At 62.7% G+C, this 17,801-nt stretch carries 24 protein-coding genes and 1 riboswitch; of the genes, 19 read left to right on the top strand and 5 right to left on the bottom strand.

Annotation, left to right across the window (positions count from 1 at the left end; translation table 11 throughout):
• Nucleotides 1-3 precede the first annotated feature (3 nt).
• From HUS66_RS04610 to HUS66_RS18065, 5 genes are all read left to right on the top strand, one after another.
• The gene (locus HUS66_RS04610; RefSeq protein ID WP_175069762.1) at nt 4-495 is read left to right on the top strand and encodes a DUF523 domain-containing protein; all 492 of its coding nucleotides are present in this window, start codon (nt 4-6) and stop codon (nt 493-495) included.
• 143 nt (nt 496-638) lie between these two features.
• The gene (locus HUS66_RS04605; protein ID WP_175069761.1) at nt 639-1,214 is read left to right on the top strand and encodes a hypothetical protein; all 576 of its coding nucleotides are present in this window, start codon (nt 639-641) and stop codon (nt 1,212-1,214) included.
• Nucleotides 1,215-1,233: 19 nt separating this feature from the next.
• Nucleotides 1,234-1,782 carry a hypothetical protein gene (locus HUS66_RS04600; protein ID WP_175069760.1) on the top strand — a complete coding sequence of 183 codons (549 nt, stop codon included), beginning with the start codon at nt 1,234-1,236 and terminating at the stop codon, nt 1,780-1,782.
• 106 nt (nt 1,783-1,888) lie between these two features.
• Nucleotides 1,889-2,158 (top strand): hypothetical protein, encoded by a 270-nt coding sequence (locus HUS66_RS04595; protein ID WP_175069759.1) that lies wholly within the window; start codon nt 1,889-1,891, stop codon nt 2,156-2,158.
• A 68-nt stretch (nt 2,159-2,226) separates the two neighbouring features.
• A complete protein-coding gene (locus HUS66_RS18065) occupies nt 2,227-2,517 on the top strand; it encodes a hypothetical protein (RefSeq protein ID WP_425340067.1) in 291 nt (96 codons plus the stop codon).
• Nucleotides 2,518-2,603: 86 nt separating this feature from the next.
• On the opposite strand, the gene HUS66_RS04585 is transcribed toward HUS66_RS18065, so the two are convergent.
• A complete protein-coding gene (locus HUS66_RS04585; RefSeq protein WP_175069453.1) occupies nt 2,604-2,780 on the bottom strand; it encodes a hypothetical protein in 177 nt (58 codons plus the stop codon).
• A 14-nt stretch (nt 2,781-2,794) separates the two neighbouring features.
• On the opposite strand from HUS66_RS04585, the gene HUS66_RS04580 reads away from it, so the two are divergent.
• From HUS66_RS04580 to HUS66_RS04570, 3 genes are all read left to right on the top strand, one after another.
• Entirely contained in the window at nt 2,795-3,073 is a 279-nt protein-coding gene (locus tag HUS66_RS04580; RefSeq protein WP_175069758.1) for a type II toxin-antitoxin system RelE/ParE family toxin, read from the top strand.
• Nucleotides 3,073-3,366 (top strand): HigA family addiction module antitoxin, encoded by a 294-nt coding sequence (locus HUS66_RS04575; protein WP_175069757.1) that lies wholly within the window; start codon nt 3,073-3,075, stop codon nt 3,364-3,366. The genes HUS66_RS04580 and HUS66_RS04575 overlap by 1 nt, the downstream gene beginning before the upstream one ends.
• Nucleotides 3,367-3,626: 260 nt before the next feature.
• Entirely contained in the window at nt 3,627-3,989 is a 363-nt protein-coding gene (locus tag HUS66_RS04570) for a hypothetical protein (protein ID WP_175069756.1), read from the top strand.
• A 72-nt stretch (nt 3,990-4,061) separates the two neighbouring features.
• On the opposite strand, the gene HUS66_RS04565 is transcribed toward HUS66_RS04570, so the two are convergent.
• Together HUS66_RS04565 and cobO are read right to left on the bottom strand one after the other, a co-directional pair.
• Complete coding sequence (locus HUS66_RS04565; protein WP_175069755.1) at nt 4,062-4,775, bottom strand: tellurite resistance TerB family protein; 714 nt, start codon at nt 4,773-4,775, stop codon at nt 4,062-4,064.
• A 91-nt stretch (nt 4,776-4,866) separates the two neighbouring features.
• Nucleotides 4,867-5,466, bottom strand: coding sequence for a cob(I)yrinic acid a,c-diamide adenosyltransferase (gene cobO, locus HUS66_RS04560; protein WP_175069754.1), 600 nt, complete (start codon nt 5,464-5,466; stop codon nt 4,867-4,869).
• Nucleotides 5,467-5,646: 180 nt separating this feature from the next.
• Here cobO and HUS66_RS04555 point away from each other — a divergent pair, with 180 nt between their 5' ends.
• On the top strand, nt 5,647-6,903 hold the full coding sequence (locus tag HUS66_RS04555) for an NAD(P)/FAD-dependent oxidoreductase (RefSeq protein WP_175069753.1): 1,257 nt from the start codon (nt 5,647-5,649) through the stop codon (nt 6,901-6,903).
• Between the two features lie 87 nt (nt 6,904-6,990).
• Here the strand turns inward: HUS66_RS04555 and HUS66_RS04550 are convergent, their stop codons facing one another.
• On the bottom strand, nt 6,991-7,293 hold the full coding sequence (locus tag HUS66_RS04550; protein ID WP_175069752.1) for a winged helix-turn-helix domain-containing protein: 303 nt from the start codon (nt 7,291-7,293) through the stop codon (nt 6,991-6,993).
• A 60-nt stretch (nt 7,294-7,353) separates the two neighbouring features.
• Nucleotides 7,354-7,818 carry a 2-hydroxyacyl-CoA dehydratase gene (locus HUS66_RS04545; RefSeq protein WP_175069751.1) on the bottom strand — a complete coding sequence of 155 codons (465 nt, stop codon included), beginning with the start codon at nt 7,816-7,818 and terminating at the stop codon, nt 7,354-7,356.
• 187 nt (nt 7,819-8,005) lie between these two features.
• Here HUS66_RS04545 and cobT point away from each other — a divergent pair, with 187 nt between their 5' ends.
• From cobT to HUS66_RS04495, 10 genes are all read left to right on the top strand, one after another.
• Nucleotides 8,006-9,055, top strand: a complete 1,050-nt coding sequence (cobT, locus tag HUS66_RS04540) for a nicotinate-nucleotide--dimethylbenzimidazole phosphoribosyltransferase (protein WP_175069750.1) — start codon at nt 8,006-8,008, stop codon at nt 9,053-9,055.
• Nucleotides 9,056-9,100: 45 nt separating this feature from the next.
• A complete protein-coding gene (gene cbiB, locus HUS66_RS04535; protein WP_254628679.1) occupies nt 9,101-10,096 on the top strand; it encodes an adenosylcobinamide-phosphate synthase CbiB in 996 nt (331 codons plus the stop codon).
• On the top strand, nt 10,093-11,190 hold the full coding sequence (gene cobD, locus HUS66_RS04530) for a threonine-phosphate decarboxylase CobD (protein WP_175069749.1): 1,098 nt from the start codon (nt 10,093-10,095) through the stop codon (nt 11,188-11,190). The genes cbiB and cobD overlap by 4 nt, the downstream gene beginning before the upstream one ends.
• Nucleotides 11,187-11,777 (top strand): bifunctional adenosylcobinamide kinase/adenosylcobinamide-phosphate guanylyltransferase, encoded by a 591-nt coding sequence (locus HUS66_RS04525; protein ID WP_175069748.1) that lies wholly within the window; start codon nt 11,187-11,189, stop codon nt 11,775-11,777. Before cobD ends, HUS66_RS04525 begins: the two co-directional genes overlap by 4 nt.
• A complete protein-coding gene (gene cobS, locus HUS66_RS04520; RefSeq protein WP_175069747.1) occupies nt 11,774-12,532 on the top strand; it encodes an adenosylcobinamide-GDP ribazoletransferase in 759 nt (252 codons plus the stop codon). Before HUS66_RS04525 ends, cobS begins: the two co-directional genes overlap by 4 nt.
• A 31-nt stretch (nt 12,533-12,563) precedes the next feature.
• Nucleotides 12,564-13,214: a histidine phosphatase family protein gene (locus HUS66_RS04515; RefSeq protein WP_175069746.1), complete on the top strand. Its 651-nt coding sequence runs from the start codon at nt 12,564-12,566 to the stop codon at nt 13,212-13,214.
• Nucleotides 13,166-13,612: a bifunctional adenosylcobinamide kinase/adenosylcobinamide-phosphate guanylyltransferase gene (locus HUS66_RS04510; RefSeq protein WP_175069745.1), complete on the top strand. Its 447-nt coding sequence runs from the start codon at nt 13,166-13,168 to the stop codon at nt 13,610-13,612. The genes HUS66_RS04515 and HUS66_RS04510 overlap by 49 nt, the downstream gene beginning before the upstream one ends.
• Before the next feature lie 34 nt (nt 13,613-13,646).
• Nucleotides 13,647-13,923, top strand: a riboswitch (cobalamin riboswitch).
• 131 nt (nt 13,924-14,054) lie between these two features.
• Nucleotides 14,055-15,902, top strand: a complete 1,848-nt coding sequence (locus tag HUS66_RS04505; RefSeq protein WP_175069822.1) for a TonB-dependent receptor domain-containing protein — start codon at nt 14,055-14,057, stop codon at nt 15,900-15,902.
• On the top strand, nt 15,902-16,813 hold the full coding sequence (locus tag HUS66_RS04500) for a cobalamin-binding protein (RefSeq protein ID WP_254628677.1): 912 nt from the start codon (nt 15,902-15,904) through the stop codon (nt 16,811-16,813). Before HUS66_RS04505 ends, HUS66_RS04500 begins: the two co-directional genes overlap by 1 nt.
• Nucleotides 16,800-17,798: a FecCD family ABC transporter permease gene (locus HUS66_RS04495; protein ID WP_282848116.1), complete on the top strand. Its 999-nt coding sequence runs from the start codon at nt 16,800-16,802 to the stop codon at nt 17,796-17,798. The genes HUS66_RS04500 and HUS66_RS04495 overlap by 14 nt, the downstream gene beginning before the upstream one ends.
• The last annotated feature ends 3 nt before the right edge of the window (nt 17,799-17,801 follow it).

Here is a 17,801-nt window from a genome sequence, read left to right as displayed (position 1 = left end):
CTTATGGAAAAACTACTGATCAGCGCCTGCCTGCTTGGCCAACCGGTGCGCTACGACGGCGGCGCCAAGACGCTGCATGATCCCACCCTTGAGCGCTGGCGCCGGGAAGGGCGCCTGGTGGCCGCCTGCCCCGAAGTACAGGCCGGCCTGAGTACTCCCCGCGCTCCCGCCGAGATCCAGGGCGGCGGAGGCGCTGGTGTCTGGGACGGTACCGCCCGGGTGATCGCCCGGGACGGCGAAGATGTCAGCCAAGCCTTTCTAAGCGGCGCCGAGCAGGCCCTGGCGTTGTGCAAGCGGCATGATATCCGCGTCGCTATTCTCACCGAAGCCAGCCCTTCCTGCGGCAGCAGCACCCTCTACGACGGCAGCTTCACCGGCCACCGCGTGCCCGGCCAAGGCGTCACCGCCGCCCTGCTCGAACGCCACGGCGTGCGAGTGTTTAGCCAGTTTGAACTCGATCAAGCGCAGCGAGCGCTACAAGAAAGCCTGGCGTGATCATCGGCGGCATTGTGCCTTTTATAAGCAAAAGGCTATGGTCGGACCTAGGATGTCGGCTTAGTCCAACAAGCATTTATACGCCATGCTCCGCACGGCGAAGAAATGCTTAACAGTTATGCGAATCTAGTATGGATGTGAATATGGAAGAACTTCTTGGGTCTAAAATGCTTCCTGCAATAATAAGTGCGTTTGTCGCTATAGCGCTGTTTTTCCTATCGCAATGGTTTCTATCTCGCAGAAACTCTATTGAACTTCGCACGAAAAAACTAGAAGAGCTGTATCTTGCAGTTAATGATCTATCTAACAAGCACGCTGTTAGGTTTGAGATGATAAGGAATATCACCCATGGTGATAATTCTATATTGGAGGATCCTGAGCATACACATAAGCTCTACTTGTTAGATATTAACAAGCAGATACTTATGTATGTTCGCTTGTATTTTCCTGAACTCCAAGAGACTCATATTGAGCTGTTTCATGGGAATAGAGAAATAACGGAGAAGATCTACATGCTTCTTGAGCACGGACAAATAGATCAAGAAGAATTTATTTCTACCTTCGTTAGCTTTGGAAATTACCTGCGTGCAATTGAGGATGAAATTATAAACAATAAAAAACGGCTTGTTGGCGAAAATATACTACCTATACGGCATGCTAGGTCATCGCATAAAAAGTCAAGCCAGCAGGACGCCAGCGAAGCTGGCGCCTCTGCTTGAAGCGTTATAAGAATTTCATATGGATATCGCCTTGATCGAAGAGCTTCGGGGTTGGTTAATGCTATGTCTTGGTGTGGTAGGCGGTGCGGTTGGTTTGCTGACCTATCACAGAGGCCAGAATCAGCGAAAGCTGGAGAATAGTTTTCGCATGATTCAGCTTTTCCGAGATAGCATCTCAAACGATGATTTTGAGGAATGGATTGAACTGTTCCATGCCGCATCTGAGCCAGCTGGTGCGAAGCATGGATGCTTTGTATCTGAGGGAGGGCAACAGATCCCCTTTAGGGCTTTATATGCCGAGGGGCCACCCGATAACGGTGCAATAGATCGGATATCCCAGGTTTTCGATCTAGTGGCGGAGCAAGCGCGTAAGCGTACTCTCGACCTCAGAATCTTCTACCATAAATATGGGCAACTGATGGATACCATACATGCGTGGCTTTCCACCATTTCTGAGACAGACGGCGAACCTTTAGTCAAAGTTCTCTATCCCAGTTTTCACTGGCTTTATAAAAAAAACAAAATCCCGTCTGACTGGAACTGTCGTCGTTACGTGTACTGTGGATAAAGGTTCACCTTATAACCAGGGGCTGCAGCGGACCTCGTTTCCGGCGCGTTGCGCCTCCAAAGCGGCCGCTGAGCCTAGGCGTTAGTTTGCAAAAGGAGGATAAGAAGTGGGAAGGCAGAAAACTCAAAAGGGTCACTACATAGAACTTCCGGAAGATTTTACTGTTGTAGTTCCTGGAAGAGAAAAGAAGTTCACCATGAACCCAAGTGGCCTATACATAACCTATGACCACTCTTCGGCGTGGATTCATTATGCTGGCGAGCAAGCAGGTGAATCTTACGCAGAGCTTGAGATTCCATCAGACACAAAATTCCTTAAAAAGCTCGCTCGCGAGCTAAACAAGTTCGCAAAGAGGCTTGATGAGGAGCGTAGCTAGCAATCTAACAAGGCCAGGCACGGCGACGTCTACTACATTGCGGCTTCGCCTCCATTCCGTAGCCACGCATGCTGGATGGCGTTGGTAAAGATATGGAAGTTGTCGTTCAAGAAGAAGTGACCGGTTGTGGCATTGCAGCATCTGCCGCACTGGCGGGACTCAGCTATGCTGAGGCCAGAAGTAGAGCCTCCGCTCTTGGTATTCACGCATCAGACACATCACTCTGGTCCGACACGGAGTACGTCCGAACTCTTCTGCGAGAATTTGGTATCTCCGTATCTCCCAAAGAAACACCATTCGAGTCTTGGGAGCAGTTGCCAGATAAGGCCCTGCTCTATTCGCCATTAAATGGCGAATAGAGCAGGGCAAGCCATTTTGGCACTGGGTTTTGTTCGTCCGAAAAAATGGCGAGGCAAAGGTGCTAGACTCCAAAAAGGCACTGAAATCAAATGTTCGCCGGGATTTCGGGCGCATCAAACCCAAGTGGTACATTGAGGTATCCAATTAGCAAGACGCAGCAGTTCGCGGCCGCCGGACGCCCTTTACGTGGCTCCTTTGTCGCCACTTCAAGGTCGCCGATGTGCTCCGGTGTTAAGATCTGTTGTTGCGTGATGCGCAACATGCTATTATTTCTTCATGATTAAATCATTCCGTCACAAAGGACTGAAACGGTTCTACTCGACCGGCAGCACATCTGGCATCCAGCCAGATCACGCCAAGAAGCTGCGTATGCAGTTAGCTGCTCTGGATACGGCTACTTCGGTGGAGGACATGGACATCCCTGGCTTTCGGCTTCATCCATTGATGGGAAAGGATAAGGGGCGGTGGTCGGTCAGAGTTAACGGAAATTGGCGCATGACGTTCGAGTTTCAGGACGGCAACGCCTACATTCTTGATTATGAGGATTATCACTAATGACTATGCATAATCCGCCGCATCCTGGTGAATTCATTCGGGAGGTCTACTTGGAGCCTTTCGGTATCAGTGCCCGTCAGCTTGCTTCCAGTCTGGGGGTTTCACCCTCCACGTTGTCTCGGCTACTCAAAGGGGGGAGTGGTGTTAGCCCGGAAATGTCGCTTCGGCTATCCAAGGTTCTGGGGCGTACACCTGAGAGCTGGTTGGCGATGCAGGATATGTACGATTTGTGGGTGGCTCGCAACACGGTCAATCTTGATGAAATTCATCCCCTGGACTTCGATGCAGCTTAACCACTGGCTGCTGCAGGACGCACCTACGCTGCGCTGGCGCGCATTGCTACCGGCAATAAAAGAGTGGTAGCCACTGACCCTGCTCCGAAGTTTTTGGGTCGCTTCATCGCTGAAGCGGCCCTTTTACGTTTAGTTTCAAGCGCCGTTTGAGCACTTTTCAACTCGATGCTCCCGTCTGCCTGCGAGCAAGGTGTCAGCTGGTAGAGCGCGGCCGGTCGCTGTCACACTGGCAACATCATTGTTGGCCAATGGAGCCCATCATGAGTAACGGACCCTTCTACCAGGGCGACTGTGGCTGCGGGGCGGTAACGCTAATGGCCACCGGGGCGCCGCTGGGGGCGGCACACTGTGATTGTGCGGATTGCTGCGGGGCGGATGGCAGTGCCACCAAGCTGCTGTTCTGGCCAGAGGTGTCGGTGCAGTTCGCCGGCGGCTTCGATGAGCTAGAGCATCAACACGCGGGGCACGGTGGCGAGAAGCTACGCTGTGGGCGCTGCCAGGAGTGGGTGCTTACTATCCATGAGAAAGCCGGCATCATGGCGCTGCCGGCCGAGGTGTTGCCCGAGATGACCGAACCTGTGGTCGATGATGCGGCCTTACTCGATCGGCTCGGCCATCGTTAGCGGTAGCTCTCTAGTAATCGTTCTAGTCGTTAGTCTCTGTTCGGAAGCGCCTGCTCAGAAGCGTCGGGTCATTCAGCCCTGTGCGGCACCCAGGGCCTGACGCTCCAGCTCGGCGCGCATCTCGGCGTCCAGCTCCAAGGCGGCGGCAAGCTGATCGAGCCAGGCGCGCTCCATGGGGTTCTGGTCGTCGATGATCGCCACGCTGGCAAGATAGATCTCCCGGGCAGCCTGGGGCGAGTCGGCCTGCTGGGCCAGTGCTTCGGCATCCAGCGGGGCCTGAAACTGCTGTTCAACCCAGGCTTGTAGCTCAGCGTCGGCGCCCAGGGCTTCTATCTGTTCACCAAGCTGGCGGCGTTCGGTGTCGTCGATATGGCCATCGGCCCGCGCCGCCATGATCATTGCCTGCAGGATCTCCAGGCTGCGCTGCTCCTGGGCCTGGCCATTCAGGTCGTCGATGGGCGCGCCTTCTTGGGCAGAGTCGCCGCTGGCTTGGCGATTCTGCCACGCCTTCCAGGCCAGCACGCCGACGCCAGCAATGGCGCCGTACTTGAGGGCCTTGCCGCCCATCTTGCGGCCGCGTTTGGAGCCAATCAGTGCGCCCATGGCGCCGCCGCCGAGCAGGCTCTTGACGTCGAAGCCACCGCTGGAAGCGCCTTCCTTGCCGCTATTGCCACTGAACTGAGAGGAAAGGCCTTTGACCAGTTGCTGGGCGTCGAACCCGCCGCTGGATTTGCTTTGGCCGCTGGCCTGCTTCATCAGTTGATCGAGGATTCCCTTGGCATTCATCGGTCGTCTCCATTTGCGCATGGGGCCAGCTCGGCCTGTGAGGCGAAGGCGTCATCATGTGTGAGCCGTAGGCAGTGAGAAAGTTCGTGGCCTAGAAATCGATGCCGCGGCGTGCCTTCAGCCCTGCGTTGAAGGCGTGGCGAGTCTCCTGCATTTCGGTCACTGTATCGGCCATGGCAACCACCTCGCGGTTGGCGTTGCGGCCGGTAATAATCACCGTCTGCTCTGTCGGGCGGTTCTCGAGTGCAGAGATAACCTCGGCGCTGTCCAGGTAGCCGTACTTCATCATGTAGGTGATCTCATCGAGCACCACCAGGTAGACCTCGGGGTCCTCGAGCATGCGCCTGGCTTCTTGCCAGACTTCCTGGCAGGCCTGAGTATCGCTCTCCCGGTTCTGGGTGTCCCAGGTAAAGCCGGTGGCCATGATCGCGACCTCGAGGTTGGTGTCGTCGTTAAGCCGCTCGCGCTCGCCGCATTCCCATAGCCCTTTGATGAACTGGATAACGCCGACCTTGTAGCCGTAGCCCAGTGCGCGGGTCACGGTGCCCCAAGCGGCGGTGGTCTTGCCCTTGCCGTTACCGGTGAAGACCATCAGCAAGCCGCGTTCCTCGGTGGCGTTGGCCACCTTGTCGTCGACGTGGGCCTTGAGTTTCTGCATCGATTGCTGATGGCGCGTATCGCGATCGGTCATGGGAGCTCCGGCGGGAAAGTGAATGCACCCAAGCTTACGCGAGCCATGCCATGGCGTCAGCCGTCCAGCTGGAGCAGAGGCCCTGAGCCCAACCTGGATCGGCATGGCATGCGTCGGCAGATGCTCTAGAATGGAGGTCCGGTAATTGCCGGTTGTTTTCCCCCAAGGTCAGGAGTGCGCATGTCCAAGAAACCTGATGTCAGCGATACCATCGTCCTGGGGGCCGGCATGGTCGGTGTATCGATCGCCTACCACTTGGCCAAGCGGGGGCGTTCGGTGGTGCTGGTCGATCGCCGGGAGCCGGGCCACGAGACCTCGTTTGGCAATGCCGGCATCATTCAGCGCGAAGCGGTGGCGCCCTATGCCTTCCCGCGGGATGCCAAGACCCTCATGCAGGTGATGCCAAATCAGCGCGTGGATATCCGTTACCGGCCCAGCGGCATGCTGGAATCGGCCGGTTCGCTGTTTCGCTATTGGCAGAATTCAGCGCCGGGCCCCTATGCGCGAATTCTGCCCGAATATGCCTCACTGATCGCGCTGTCCACTCAGGAGCACGCGCCGATGATCGAGGCTGCCGGGGCGGATGCGCTGGTCAGCCGCGACGGCTGGCTGGAGCTCTATCGCACCCCTGAGGCCTTCGAGGCGCGTCTGGCCAAGGTGGCCCCTCTGGCCAAACGGTTTGGCCTTACGTACGACCGGCTCGACCGAGCAGCGCTCGCCGAACAGGAGCCCGATCTGTCCGATGAGATCGTCGGCGCGATTCTGTGGCGCGACAGCTGGACCGTCGCCGATCCCGGTGGCTTGGTGGCGGCCTATGCCGAGGCTTTCAAGGCGCTGGGCGGCAAGGTAGTCAAGGCAAGCGTCGAGTCGGTTGAACAGAGCGCTGATGGCTGGAAGGTGGAAACCGACGCTGGCTCTCTGGAGGCCGCTGAGCTAGTGATGGCGATGGGCCCCTGGTCCGGCGACTGGCTGAGTCGCCTGGGCTACCGGCTGCCGTTGTTCGTCAAACGCGGCTATCACATGCATTACGCCCTGCAGGAAGGGCGTACGCTCAATCACTGGGTCATGGATGCCGAGGTCGGCTATCTGCTGGCACCGATGCGCGCCGGTGTGCGCTTGACCACGGGGGCTGAGCTGGCGAACCGGGATGCTGCGCCGGCCCTGGATCAGTTGGATGCCGCCGAGGCGGTGGCTCGCAAGCTGGTGCCGCTGGGGGCCCGGCGCGACGACACGCCCTGGAAGGGCGCCCGTCCCTGCACCTCGGATATGAAGCCGGTGATCGGCCCGGCGCCGTCACACAAGGGGCTGTGGTTTGCCTTCGGCCATGGCCATCAGGGCTTCACGCTGGGGCCGACGACCGGGCGCCTGCTCGGTGAGCTGATGGACGGCGAGACGCCGGCCATTGATATGGCACCCTTTCGCGCGGATCGTTTCTAGAGAATGTGCGAATAGAAAGTGTGGGAATAGATAGTGTGGGAATAGAGCGCGCGCGAGTCGGCTGGCGACCGCGGTTCGATGCGGCGCTTATGGATAGCCCAGCGCTGCCTTGATGGCGGCCTGGTGGCGAGCGATCCATTCGGGGTTGATGGCGCCCCAGTCATGAATCACGTAACGGCCAATGTTGTGGCGCTCGCCTGGCTCGGGCTCGAACCGGCAGTCGATGTCCAGCTCGGCCAGGGCGTTGAGGGTGTCCTGAGCGGTGCGCCTTGGCATACCGGTGGCCTCGGTCAGGGCGGGCACGCTGGCGATGCCCTGATCGATCAGGTAGGCCACATAGAGGCGGCGATAGAAGCTGGTCTTGGTCTTGCTGATCTGGCTTGGAGACATCGGCGTTCCTGGCAGCGAATGGCCTGCTTATCCTACGTGAGGCAGGTCCAGCGTAAACCATCAATAATCCTCGAGACGCTGAATATCCCGGGCCAGGCGGCGCACCTCGCCGTCGTGCCCGGCGGCGAGGGCGGTAAAGAAGTCGCGCTCTTCCTCGATGCTGGCCCGGTCGGCCCGGTGCCGGTAGAGATCCTGCAGCGTCTTGTGGGTGGCCAGGGCGGTGGCCAGCACGTCCTGCACGCTGTCGCAGTCCATGCATTCGGGAAGCCGATCGAGAACCGGTAGGTGGGGAAAGTCGACCGGGTCGTCGAACCAGGTGTCCAGCACGGCGTGGTGGTCGCTGCCGTCGGTGAAGTAATCCTCGAGGTTTGCCTGCAGGGTGCGTTCATGATTGGCCAGATACTCGAGGGCCATGCGCACTCGCTCTTTGACATTGCCGCCGGCGTGCTTGGCGTAGTACTCCGCCAAGCGCTGGTGATAATCCGCCGCCCAGCGCACCAGCTCTTTTACCTGATGAAAGCGCATCGTTATGCCCTCTGTGATTATCGCCCATGCACCCTTTGCTTGGAGCGTGCTTTTCTCAGGCTAGCCGAGTCTCTGGCCGACGGGGGGGGAAAAGGTCAGTGTCTGTCGCACGGCGTCGCCAGGCCAGGCTCCGCAAGTGAGGCTCTGGTAAGATACCTGGCTTGAAAAGCAGCTCCGGAGACGTCTCGTGAATGATTCTTCGCCACTGATCCCTGATCTCGACACGGCCTGTGCCAAGCGGGTTGGCCGCTACCTCGACACCCTCACCAAGCCTCCCGGCAGCCTTGGGCGTCTCGAGTCCCTGGCGGTGACGCTGGCCGCCGTGACCGGGGAAGATTTTCCCCGCGTCAGCCCGCCCGGGGTGGTGGTCTTCGCTGCCGATCATGGCGTGGCAGAGGAGGGCGTTTCCGCCTTTCCCCAGGCGGTGACCGCTCAGATGGTCGCCAACTTCGTCGCCGGTGGGGCGGCCATTAATGTCTTTGCGCGACGCATTGGCGCTCGGCTCGAGGTGGTCGATGTCGGGGTGGCGAGCGACTTGTCGGGCCCCGGCATCGTGCATGACAAGGTGCGTCCGGGAACGCGCAACATGGCGCGAGAGAGCGCCATGACCCAGCAGGAGACCGAAGCGGCCATGGCGGTCGGTCGACGTGCCGCCGAGCGCGCCGCGAAGGCCGGCTGTCGCTGCCTGATCGTCGGCGAAATGGGCATCGCCAATACCACCGCCAGCACGGCCATGCTGGCCGTACTGATCGATGTGCCGGTGGCCGAGCTGGTAGGGCCGGGCACCGGTGTGGCCGGCGATGCCCTGGTCCACAAACAGTCCGTCATCGAGGCCGCCCTGGTCGCTCGGGGGGCCGGTCCCGACGATCCCATGGACGTGCTCGCGCGCCTGGGGGGCCTCGAGATCGCTGCCATGGTAGGGGCTTACCTCGGCGCTGGCGCGCATCGCCTGCCGATTCTCGTCGATGGCTTTATTGCCACCGTCGCCGCGCTGACGGCCTGTCGCCTCGATCCGTCACTGCGTCCTTATCTGATCTTCGCTCATCGTTCCCATGAGCCCGGCCATGATCGCGCCCTGGCTGCGCTGGACGCCGATCCGCTGCTCGATTTCTCCCTGCGGTTGGGAGAGGGCAGTGGTGCCGCCCTGGCGTTCTCGCTGCTAGAGTCGGCCGCCGCCATGCTCTCGGAGATGGCGACCTTCGCCGATGCCGGCGTCGATAACCGTGAGGCCCACTGATCCGATGCCCCTCACCCTCATGCCATGCCAGACGCATTCGGTTCCATGCTGTCTGAATCAATGATCGTGGCGCCTTTGTCCATCGAGCTGCTGGCGCTGATCGGCGCCGCCCTGTTGCTGGATCTGTTGCTGGGTGACCCGCGCTGGCTACCGCATCCGGTCGTTGGCATTGGCCGGGTCATCGCTCGACTCGAGCGAGCCTGGAACCACGGGACTTGCGCCGATCGCCGGCGGCGCGGCCAGTGGCTGGCGGTGCTGGTGGTGGGTGGCACCTGGGCGCTCGCCTGGAGTGTCCTTGCCGTGCTCGCCTGGGTCAGCCCTTGGCTGTCGGTGGCCGTGGAGCTTGTGTTGCTGGCCACCACGCTGGCGGCTCGGGGGCTTGCCGACGCCGCGCGGGCGGTGGCCGCGCCGCTGGCACAGGGCGATATGCAGGCCGCCCGCAACGCCCTTTCCATGATCGTGGGCCGGGACACGACCGGCCTTGATGAGAGCGAACTCGCCCGGGGCGCGGTGGAAACCGTGGCCGAGAACACCGTGGATGGCATCACTGCACCGCTGTTCTGGGCGCTGCTGGGCGGTGCGCCGCTGGCGCTGGCCTACAAGGCCACCAACACCCTGGATTCCATGGTTGGCTATCGCAGCCCGCGCTTGGAAGACTTCGGCTGGGCTTCGGCGCGGCTCGACGATGCGGCGAACTGGCTACCGGCAAGGATCACCGCCCTGTCGCTGTGGCTGGCCGCATGGGCCATTCCCGGCAGCCGTTGGCGCGGCGCCCTTGCAAGCACTCGCCGCGAGGCGCCTCGGCACCCCAGCCCCAATGCGGGCTGGCCAGAGGCCATGGTAGCCAACCTGATGGGGGTGCAGCTTGGCGGCCTCAATCACTACGCCGGACGTCCCTCGCCGCGCGCTACCCTGGGTACGCCCCATAAGGCCTTGAGTGTCGCCCACATTGAGCGAGCGATTGGTTACATGCACGGCGGCTGGCTGGTCTTCCTGCTGCTGGCGGCACCGCTGGTGCTGATGCGGGAGTGGCTGTTATGACGCCGGGGAGCACAAATTGGCCCGATCACGGTGGGCGTCGGGCGGCCTTGCTGGCGCGGTTCGGCCTGCCGGCGGATCATTCGCTGATCGACTTCAGCGCCAATCTCAATCCCTTGGGCCCGCCTGCCTGGCTGAGCGACTGGCTGAGCGGTGCCGCCGACCGGCTTGCTGCCTACCCGAATCCGGATGACGAGACGCCTGCCCGGGCCATCGCCGAACGCGACGGTGTGCTGCCCGAGCAAGTACTGGTGACCAACGGCGGTGCCGAAGCCATTTATCTGGCCGCCGCCCTGCACGCCGGTGGCCGGGCGCTGGTGATCGAGCCGACCTTCAGCGAATACCGCCTCGCCTGCGCCCATTACGGTCTTTCGGTCGAGTCGCTTAGGCTGCGAGGCGAGTCGTTCGAGCTCGACGTCGACGCGGCCGAGCGGGCCATGGCGGGTACGACACGTCCTGCCGCGCTGCTCTTTCTGTGCCGCCCCAATAATCCCACCGGTACCATGGTGGCGGCCGAGACCATTGAGCGTCTGCTGGCGCGAGGCCTTGAGACGGGCACGACGTTAGTGGTCGATGAGGCCTTCATCGATTTCAGCGACGAGCAAGCTCTCACGCCCTTGCTGGCGTCGGCTCCCAACCTGGTACTGCTGCGCTCGCTGACCAAACTCTATGACCTGCCGGGCCTGCGACTTGGCTACATGCTTGGCTCGCCCTCGCTGGTGCAAGGTGCCCGTGACCTGCAGATGCCCTGGAGCGTCAATGCCCTGGCGCTGGGGCTTGTCGCGCCACTGTTGGCCGACGCCGACTACCTCTCCCGCACGCGCACCTGGCTTGCCGGTGTGCGTCCTGGCGTGCCCAATGCGGTGCGCGCGCTGGGCTATAGGGTGCCGGCGACGCAGGCCAACTTCATGCTGCTGGACGGCCGAGATGCCGCCGAGGCAGAAGCGTTGTTTGCCTTCCTGCTGCGCCGTGGCCTGCTCGCCCGGCATACCCATAACTTTGTCGGCCTCGATGGCCGCTGGCTGCGCCTGGCGCTGCGCGACAGCACGGACAATGCGTGCTTGCTCGAGGCGCTGGCCGCCTGGAGGCAAGCATGATCGCCTTTGTCTCCGGTGGTGCCCGCTGCGGTAAGAGTGCAGTGGCTGAGACGCTGGCTCGGGCCTGGCGCTCGCCAGAGCCCGGCGGCCTGGTGTATCTGGCCACGGCCCGGGTTAGCGACGATGAAATGGCCGCCAGGATCGCGCGGCATCGTCGCGATCGCGGCGAGGACTGGCTGACCCTGGAAGCGCCACTGGAAATAGCCGATGCGCTGGACCATGTGCCGGTCGGCAGCAGCGTGCTGCTCGACTGCCTGACGCTGTGGGCCAGCCAAGTGATGTTCGAGGCCGGGCTTGAGGAAGAAGCCGGGCGCCGGATGCTTCGTCAGCTGGTCGACACGGCGCGCCGTCGCGAGATAACGCTGGTGGTGGTCTCCAACGACCTCAACGAGGACCTGCCGCCGCGAGACGAGATGGTCTGGCGCTACCTGGTTTTTCTGCAGCGCCTGCACCGCGATCTGGCCCATCAGGCTGACCGGGTGATCGAGGTGGTGGCCGGCTGCTCGATCGATTGGAAGGGCTCAGCCTGCGCCAAGACCCTGGTTGACGGCAAGCCACACCATGACGGCAAGGGAGAAGCCTCATGAAGGACGCTATCTACGGCGTACTGCTAGCGATTCAGTTTCTGACCCGGATACCGGTACCCGTGGCCTGCCCCTGGACATCTGGCACCAGGCGCTGGGCGGCACGGGCCTATCCGCTGGTGGGGGCGCTACTCGGCACCCTGGTGGGCGGGGCCGGTATACTACTGCAGCCGCTGCTGCCCACCCCCATGCTGGCCCTGATGCTGCTGAGTCTCTGGGTGGCGCTCTCCGGTGGCCTGCACCTGGATGGCTTGATGGACCTGGCCGATGCCCTGGGCAGCAATGCGCCGCTGGAGCGGCGCTGGGCGATCATGAAGGATTCCCAGGTGGGCAGCTTCGCCATATTGGCGCTGGTCTTCCATCTGGCCTGGAAGGCCATGTTGCTATGGGCGCTGCTCGAGGCAGGCGCCAGCCCCTGGTGGCTGGTGTCCGTTGCCGCCCTGGGGCGGCTGGGCGGCGTCGGCTTGCTGGTGTGGGTGCCGGCGGCACGGCCCGAGGGCCTGGCACATGCCTGGCAGCAGAGTCTCGGTTTGCGGGATATCGCCCTGGCGGCGCTGCTGCCGCTGGCCGCGCTGGTCATCATACCCAGCATGGCTTGGCTACTGAGCGGCCTTGCGAGCTTTATCATCATCTACGGCCTGGCGATGCGCCGGGCCTTCGGCGGCATCAATGGCGATATCGTCGGCGCCGCCATCGAGGGGGGAGAATTATGGTTGTTGATGATCGCCTGGAGCTGGTGGTCGTTCGCCATGGTCTGACGAGTTGGGTTTGTAAAGAGGAGGAGCGTCGATGAGCGACTTTCACCTGGACGGTACCCGCTGCCTCGACGTGGTGGTCGTTCGCCATGGTCTGACGAGTTGGAACCAGCAGCGTCGCTATCAGGGCCACCGCGATATTCCGCTGCTGTTGCCCGATGCCGAGCCAGACCTGGACCGGCTGCGTGACCACCTGGCAGATACCGATTTCGATGCCGTCTACTGCAGTGATCTGGCTCGCTGTCGTCAGACGCTTGCGAAGGTGTGGGAGGGCCATCCTGATACGCCGCGCTACGATGCCAGGCTGCGCGAGCTGAACTTCGGCGACTATGAAGGCCAAACCTGGGACGCGCTCAAGGACGACCCCGACTATCGGGCCTGGGTCGACAGCCAGGGCCGTTTGGCCACGCCCGGCGGGGAGTCGGCGGATGATCTCTGGGCACGGCTATCAGCCTGGCTCGATGACGTGCTCGCCGAGGCACGCCATCGCCAGCAGCGTCGCGTGCTGGCGGTCAGCCATGGCGGTACCATCCGCGAGCTGCGTCGCCGCCTCGAGGCGGCCGATTTCTGGGACGGAGTGGTCGGCCAGGCCCAGGGACGCTGTTTCACCTTTACGCTCCAGGAGGATGGCTGGTCATGCAGCTCTTCATCGGTGGTGCCTGCGCCGGCAAAGGCGACATCGTAACCGCGCGCTTCCCTGATGCCAGTTGGCTGAAGGCGGGGAAGGTGGGCGAGGGCGATACGCTGACCGGCTGGCGGGACCGGCTCGCGTCAGCGCCTGCGGTCGTGATCACCGGGTGGACCGATTGGCTCGCGCGAGCACTGGCCGATGAAGGCGATGATGACCGGCTGCGCCAGCGTTTGGTCGACACCCTCAAGGCCATGCTCGAGGCCGAGGAGCGCTCGGGCGGTGAGGTCGTGTTAATTCTGCCGGAGATGGGGCGGGGCATCGTGCCATTGGCGAGCGAGGAACGCCGCTTGCGTGACCTTGCCGGCTGGTTCAACCAGGATGCGGCCTGCCGTGCCGATGCCGTCTGGTACGTGCGCCACGGGCTGGCTCAATGCCTGAAGCGGCCCTGCTGAGGAATTCGCGTTGACTCGCCTACCCCCGGTTGCTAGCTTACGTCCACTCTCAGGTGACCCAGGCCCGCGCAGATGGGCCGGGTTTAAACGGGAAGTCGGTGATGCCAAACGGCCATTCCGACGCTGCCCCCGCAACGGTGATCGAATCAAGGTCCGCCACTACTTTTGATGGTACGCCACTGTGCCCCTGCGGCATGGGAAGGCGGCGGTCCGGAAGGTGCCTTTCTGGCATTGCAAGCTTGCAGTACTCGCTTGCAGTGTCAGGCCCTTCATTCGTCAGTCCGGATACCGGCCGGTGAGCGCATGCCAGGACGCGGAGGGCGACCCTTGGGCAGGGCTCGCGTTGTCTTTATCGCTGGCAGGCCTGTTTATCCCTCCGTTTCCCGGCCCTTCAAGGGTTCTTGCCGCACGGGTGCGTGCGGCTCAGGGATACACGATCATGATGACACCATTCCCCCGCCGTCAGGGCCTGGCCGCCCTGTGTATTGGCGTCGCGCCTTTTGCCAGCGCCGCTTCCGGTACGGCGTCCTCCGAGGCCGCTTCCGACACTGCCGCCAGCCAGCAGGCGCTCAACCCGATGGTGGTGACCGCGGCCCTCGCGCCGCGCACCGCCGACCAGAGCCTGGCCTCGGTCACGGTGATCGATGAGGCCGACCTGCGCCGCCAGGATCCCAAGGACATCACCGATATTCTGCGCGCCCAGCCCGGTGTGGATGTCTCCTCGAGTGGCGGCTTTGGCAAGAACACGAGCGTCTACCTGCGCGGCACCGGCAGCAAGTCCACGCCGCTGCTGATCGACGGCATCCGGCTGCGTTCTGCGACCGCGGGCAACCCCTCCTGGCAGTTTCTCGATCCACGCATGTTCGAGCGGGTCGAGATCGTGCGTGGCCCGCGCGGTAGCCTCTATGGCGCCGATGCCGTGGGCGGCGTGATTCAGCTGTTCACGCCGGAAGGCGAGGGCGAGCCCACTCCCAGCATCAGCCTGGGGGGCGGAAGCTTCGATACCCGCCGTGCCAGCGCCTCGCTGTCCGGAGCCGAGAGCGGTACGCGCTATTACGTGGCGGCGAGCCGTCTGGAGAGCGATGGCTACGAGATCGTCGACGGCGAGGGCGACAAGGGCTATGACAACACGACCGGCCTGGTGCGCCTCTCGCACACCTTCGCCGGTGGTGCCGAGCTGGGTGTACTGGGGCTGCGGGCGCGCGGCAATACCGAGTTCGATGCCTATGGCTCGCCCGGCGACACCGATTACGTGCAGCAGGTGGCCGGCATCTACGCTGAGCTGCCAATCACCGAGGCCTGGTCAAGCCGCCTGACTCTCAGCGAAGCGCGAGACGAACAGGAAACACCTGTGTATAGCAGCGTCTTCGACACTCAAACGCGCACCGCCCGCTGGGAGAATACGCTGGCCTTGGGTGGTCATGAATTGATCGCCGGCGCTGAATATTCCCGCGATGAGGTCGACTCCAGCACTGCCTTCGACGAGGACAGCCGCGACAACACGGCCGTCTTCACTCAGGCGCTGATGGACTTCTCACCGCTGAGCGTGCAGGCCTCGCTGCGCCATGATGACAATGAGGCCTACGGCGAAGAGACGACCGGCAGCCTGGCGCTGGGGGTAGCGCTAGACGAGATTCATACCCTGCGCGCCAGCTACGGCACTGCCTTCCGCGCGCCGACCTTCAATGACCTTTACTATCCAGACGATGGCTTCTACGAAGGCAATCCGAATCTCGATGCGGAGACCTCGGAGACCTATGAGCTGGGCATTCGGGGCCAGGTGGGGCTCGGTTTCTGGGACCTCGCGGTCTATCAGAGCAATATCGATGACATGATCACGACGGTCGATACCGACGGCGATGGCAGCGTCGATACCTCGGATAACGTCGACCGGGCTCGAATTCGCGGCGTGGAACTTGCCACCGGCGCCGACGTCAATGACTGGACGCTGCGCGCCGCTCTGACCTACACCGATCCCGAGAACCGCGAGACCGGCAAGCGCCTTGCACGCCGCGCATCGCGCAGCCTGCGGTTCGACGCAGACCGTGCTCTGGGCGACTGGACGCTGGGCGGCTCGGTGATTGCCCAGAACCATCGCTATGACGATGCGGGCAATGAGGAGCGAGTCGGCGGCTTTGCTACCCTCGCCCTGCGCGCTGGCTGGAACTTCGCCCCGCGCTGGTCGACCCGCCTGACGCTGGAAAACATGCTGGACAAGGAGTACCAGACCGTCGACGGCTATAACAGTCCTGGCCGTGCGGCCTTCCTCAGCGTGCGGTTCGGCGAGTGATGCGCAAGAACGCTCGCCTGGCCTCGATGGCGGCCCTGCCCCTAACCTTGATCATAGGGCTAGGGGCTTGCCTGCCCGGCGTTGCCCGGGCAAAGGTCTGCGTGGGCGATGACGCCGGGCATGAACTCTGCCTGGAGGCCCCGGCTCAGCGTATCGTCGCGCTTTCCCCCAGCGTCACCGAACTGCTCTTTGCCGCTGGCGCCGGCGAGCGCGTGGTCGGCGTGGTCAATTTCAGTGACTTCCCGGCCGCCGCTCGGTCGATTCCTCAAGTGGGCGGTTACGACCGCCTGGACCTTGAAGCCCTGCTGGCCCTGGAGCCCGACCTGGTGGTGGCATGGCAGGGTGGCAATCCCCGTGAGCAGGTCGAGCGGCTATCGCGACTCGGCCTGCCGGTCTACTACTCTGACGTGGAAGACTTTGCGGGGATTGCCGAGACCCTCGAGCGTTTCGGCACCCTGGCCGGCACCCCTGAAGTCGCCGCATCAGCGGCGGCGTCACTGCGCGAAGACGTGGCGACGCTGCGGGCGCGTTATGCTGGTGCCGATCCGGTGCCGGTTTTCTATCAGGTCTGGGAGCAGCCGCTGATGACCATCAATGGTGAACACTGGATCAGCCGTTCGCTTGAACTGTGTGGTGGGGTCAACCTTTTTGCCGATGCGTCCACCCTGGCGCCGCGGATCGGCGTCGAGTCAGTGCTGGCCCGCGACCCGGAAGCGATTATCACTGGCGGCATGGGCGATCCCAACTCGACCTGGCTCGAGGCCTGGGGGGATTTCCCCCAACTGACGGCGGTGCAGCGGGACAACCTCTTCTTTGTCGACCCAGATCTAGTGCAGCGCGCTACGCCGCGGCTGCTGGACGGCACTCGGGCGCTATGTGACCGGCTGGAGGTCGCGCGTGGCCGACGCTAGCGCCGATAGGGTGAGTCGTACGCGGGGTCTGAGGCCTTTAGCCTGGCTGGCGTTGGCCGCGTTGCTGGCGCTGGCGATAGCCCTGGCATTGGGCAGTGTCGGCATTGCCCCGGATGAGTTGGTGGCGGTGCTTCTGGGCGGCGGCGATGCCCTTTATCAGACGCTGGTGCTGGAGCTGAGGCTACCGCGGGCGCTGGCTGCCTTCGGCACCGGTGCCTTGCTGGCCCTGGCCGGCGCCCTGATGCAGATACTGCTGCGCAATCCACTGGCAGACCCTTATGTGCTAGGGCTTTCCGGCGGGGCCTCGGTGGCGGCGCTGCTGGCGATGCTCGCCGGGGCTAGCATGGCGCTGGTCTCCGGTGCGGCCTTTGTCGGCGCGCTGGTCTCGATCCTGATCGTTTTCGGCCTGGCTCATGGTACCGGCAGCTGGACGCCGACCCGCCTACTGCTCACCGGGGTGGTGATGGCCGCTGGCTGGGGCGCATTGATCAGCTTTCTACTGGCGGTGAGTCCGGTGGAGCGGCTGCCCGGCATGCTCTATTGGCTGATGGGCGACATGGCCTATGCCGGCAGCCCCTGGCCAGTGCTGGGGGTAGCCATTGCCAGCCTGCTGGTGGTCATGCCGCTGGGACGCACCCTCAACGTATTGGCTCGCGGCGGTCTTCAAGCCGCAGCCCTGGGCGTGGCGGTACGACCGCTGGAGTGGACCCTTTTCCTGCTGGCTAGCCTGCTGACGGCGGTGGCGGTTACCACGGCCGGCAGCGTGGGCTTCGTCGGTCTGATGGTGCCCCATATGCTGCGCTTGAGGCTCGGCAACGATCAGCGACTGATTCTGCCGGCAAGCCTGCTGGCCGGGGGGACGCTCTTGACCTTGGCCGACACCCTGGCGCGTACCCTGATCGCCCCTCAGCAACTGCCGGTGGGCGTGATCACCGCACTGCTCGGGGTGCCGAGCTTTCTCTACCTGCTGTCTCGGAGCCGCTGATGG

This window comes from Onishia taeanensis, assembly GCF_013349955.1.
Classification (GTDB): domain Bacteria; phylum Pseudomonadota; class Gammaproteobacteria; order Pseudomonadales; family Halomonadaceae; genus Onishia; species Onishia taeanensis_B.
Note: the sequence above shows the minus strand (reverse complement) of the source record. Positions and strands in the feature narration are given on the sequence as shown.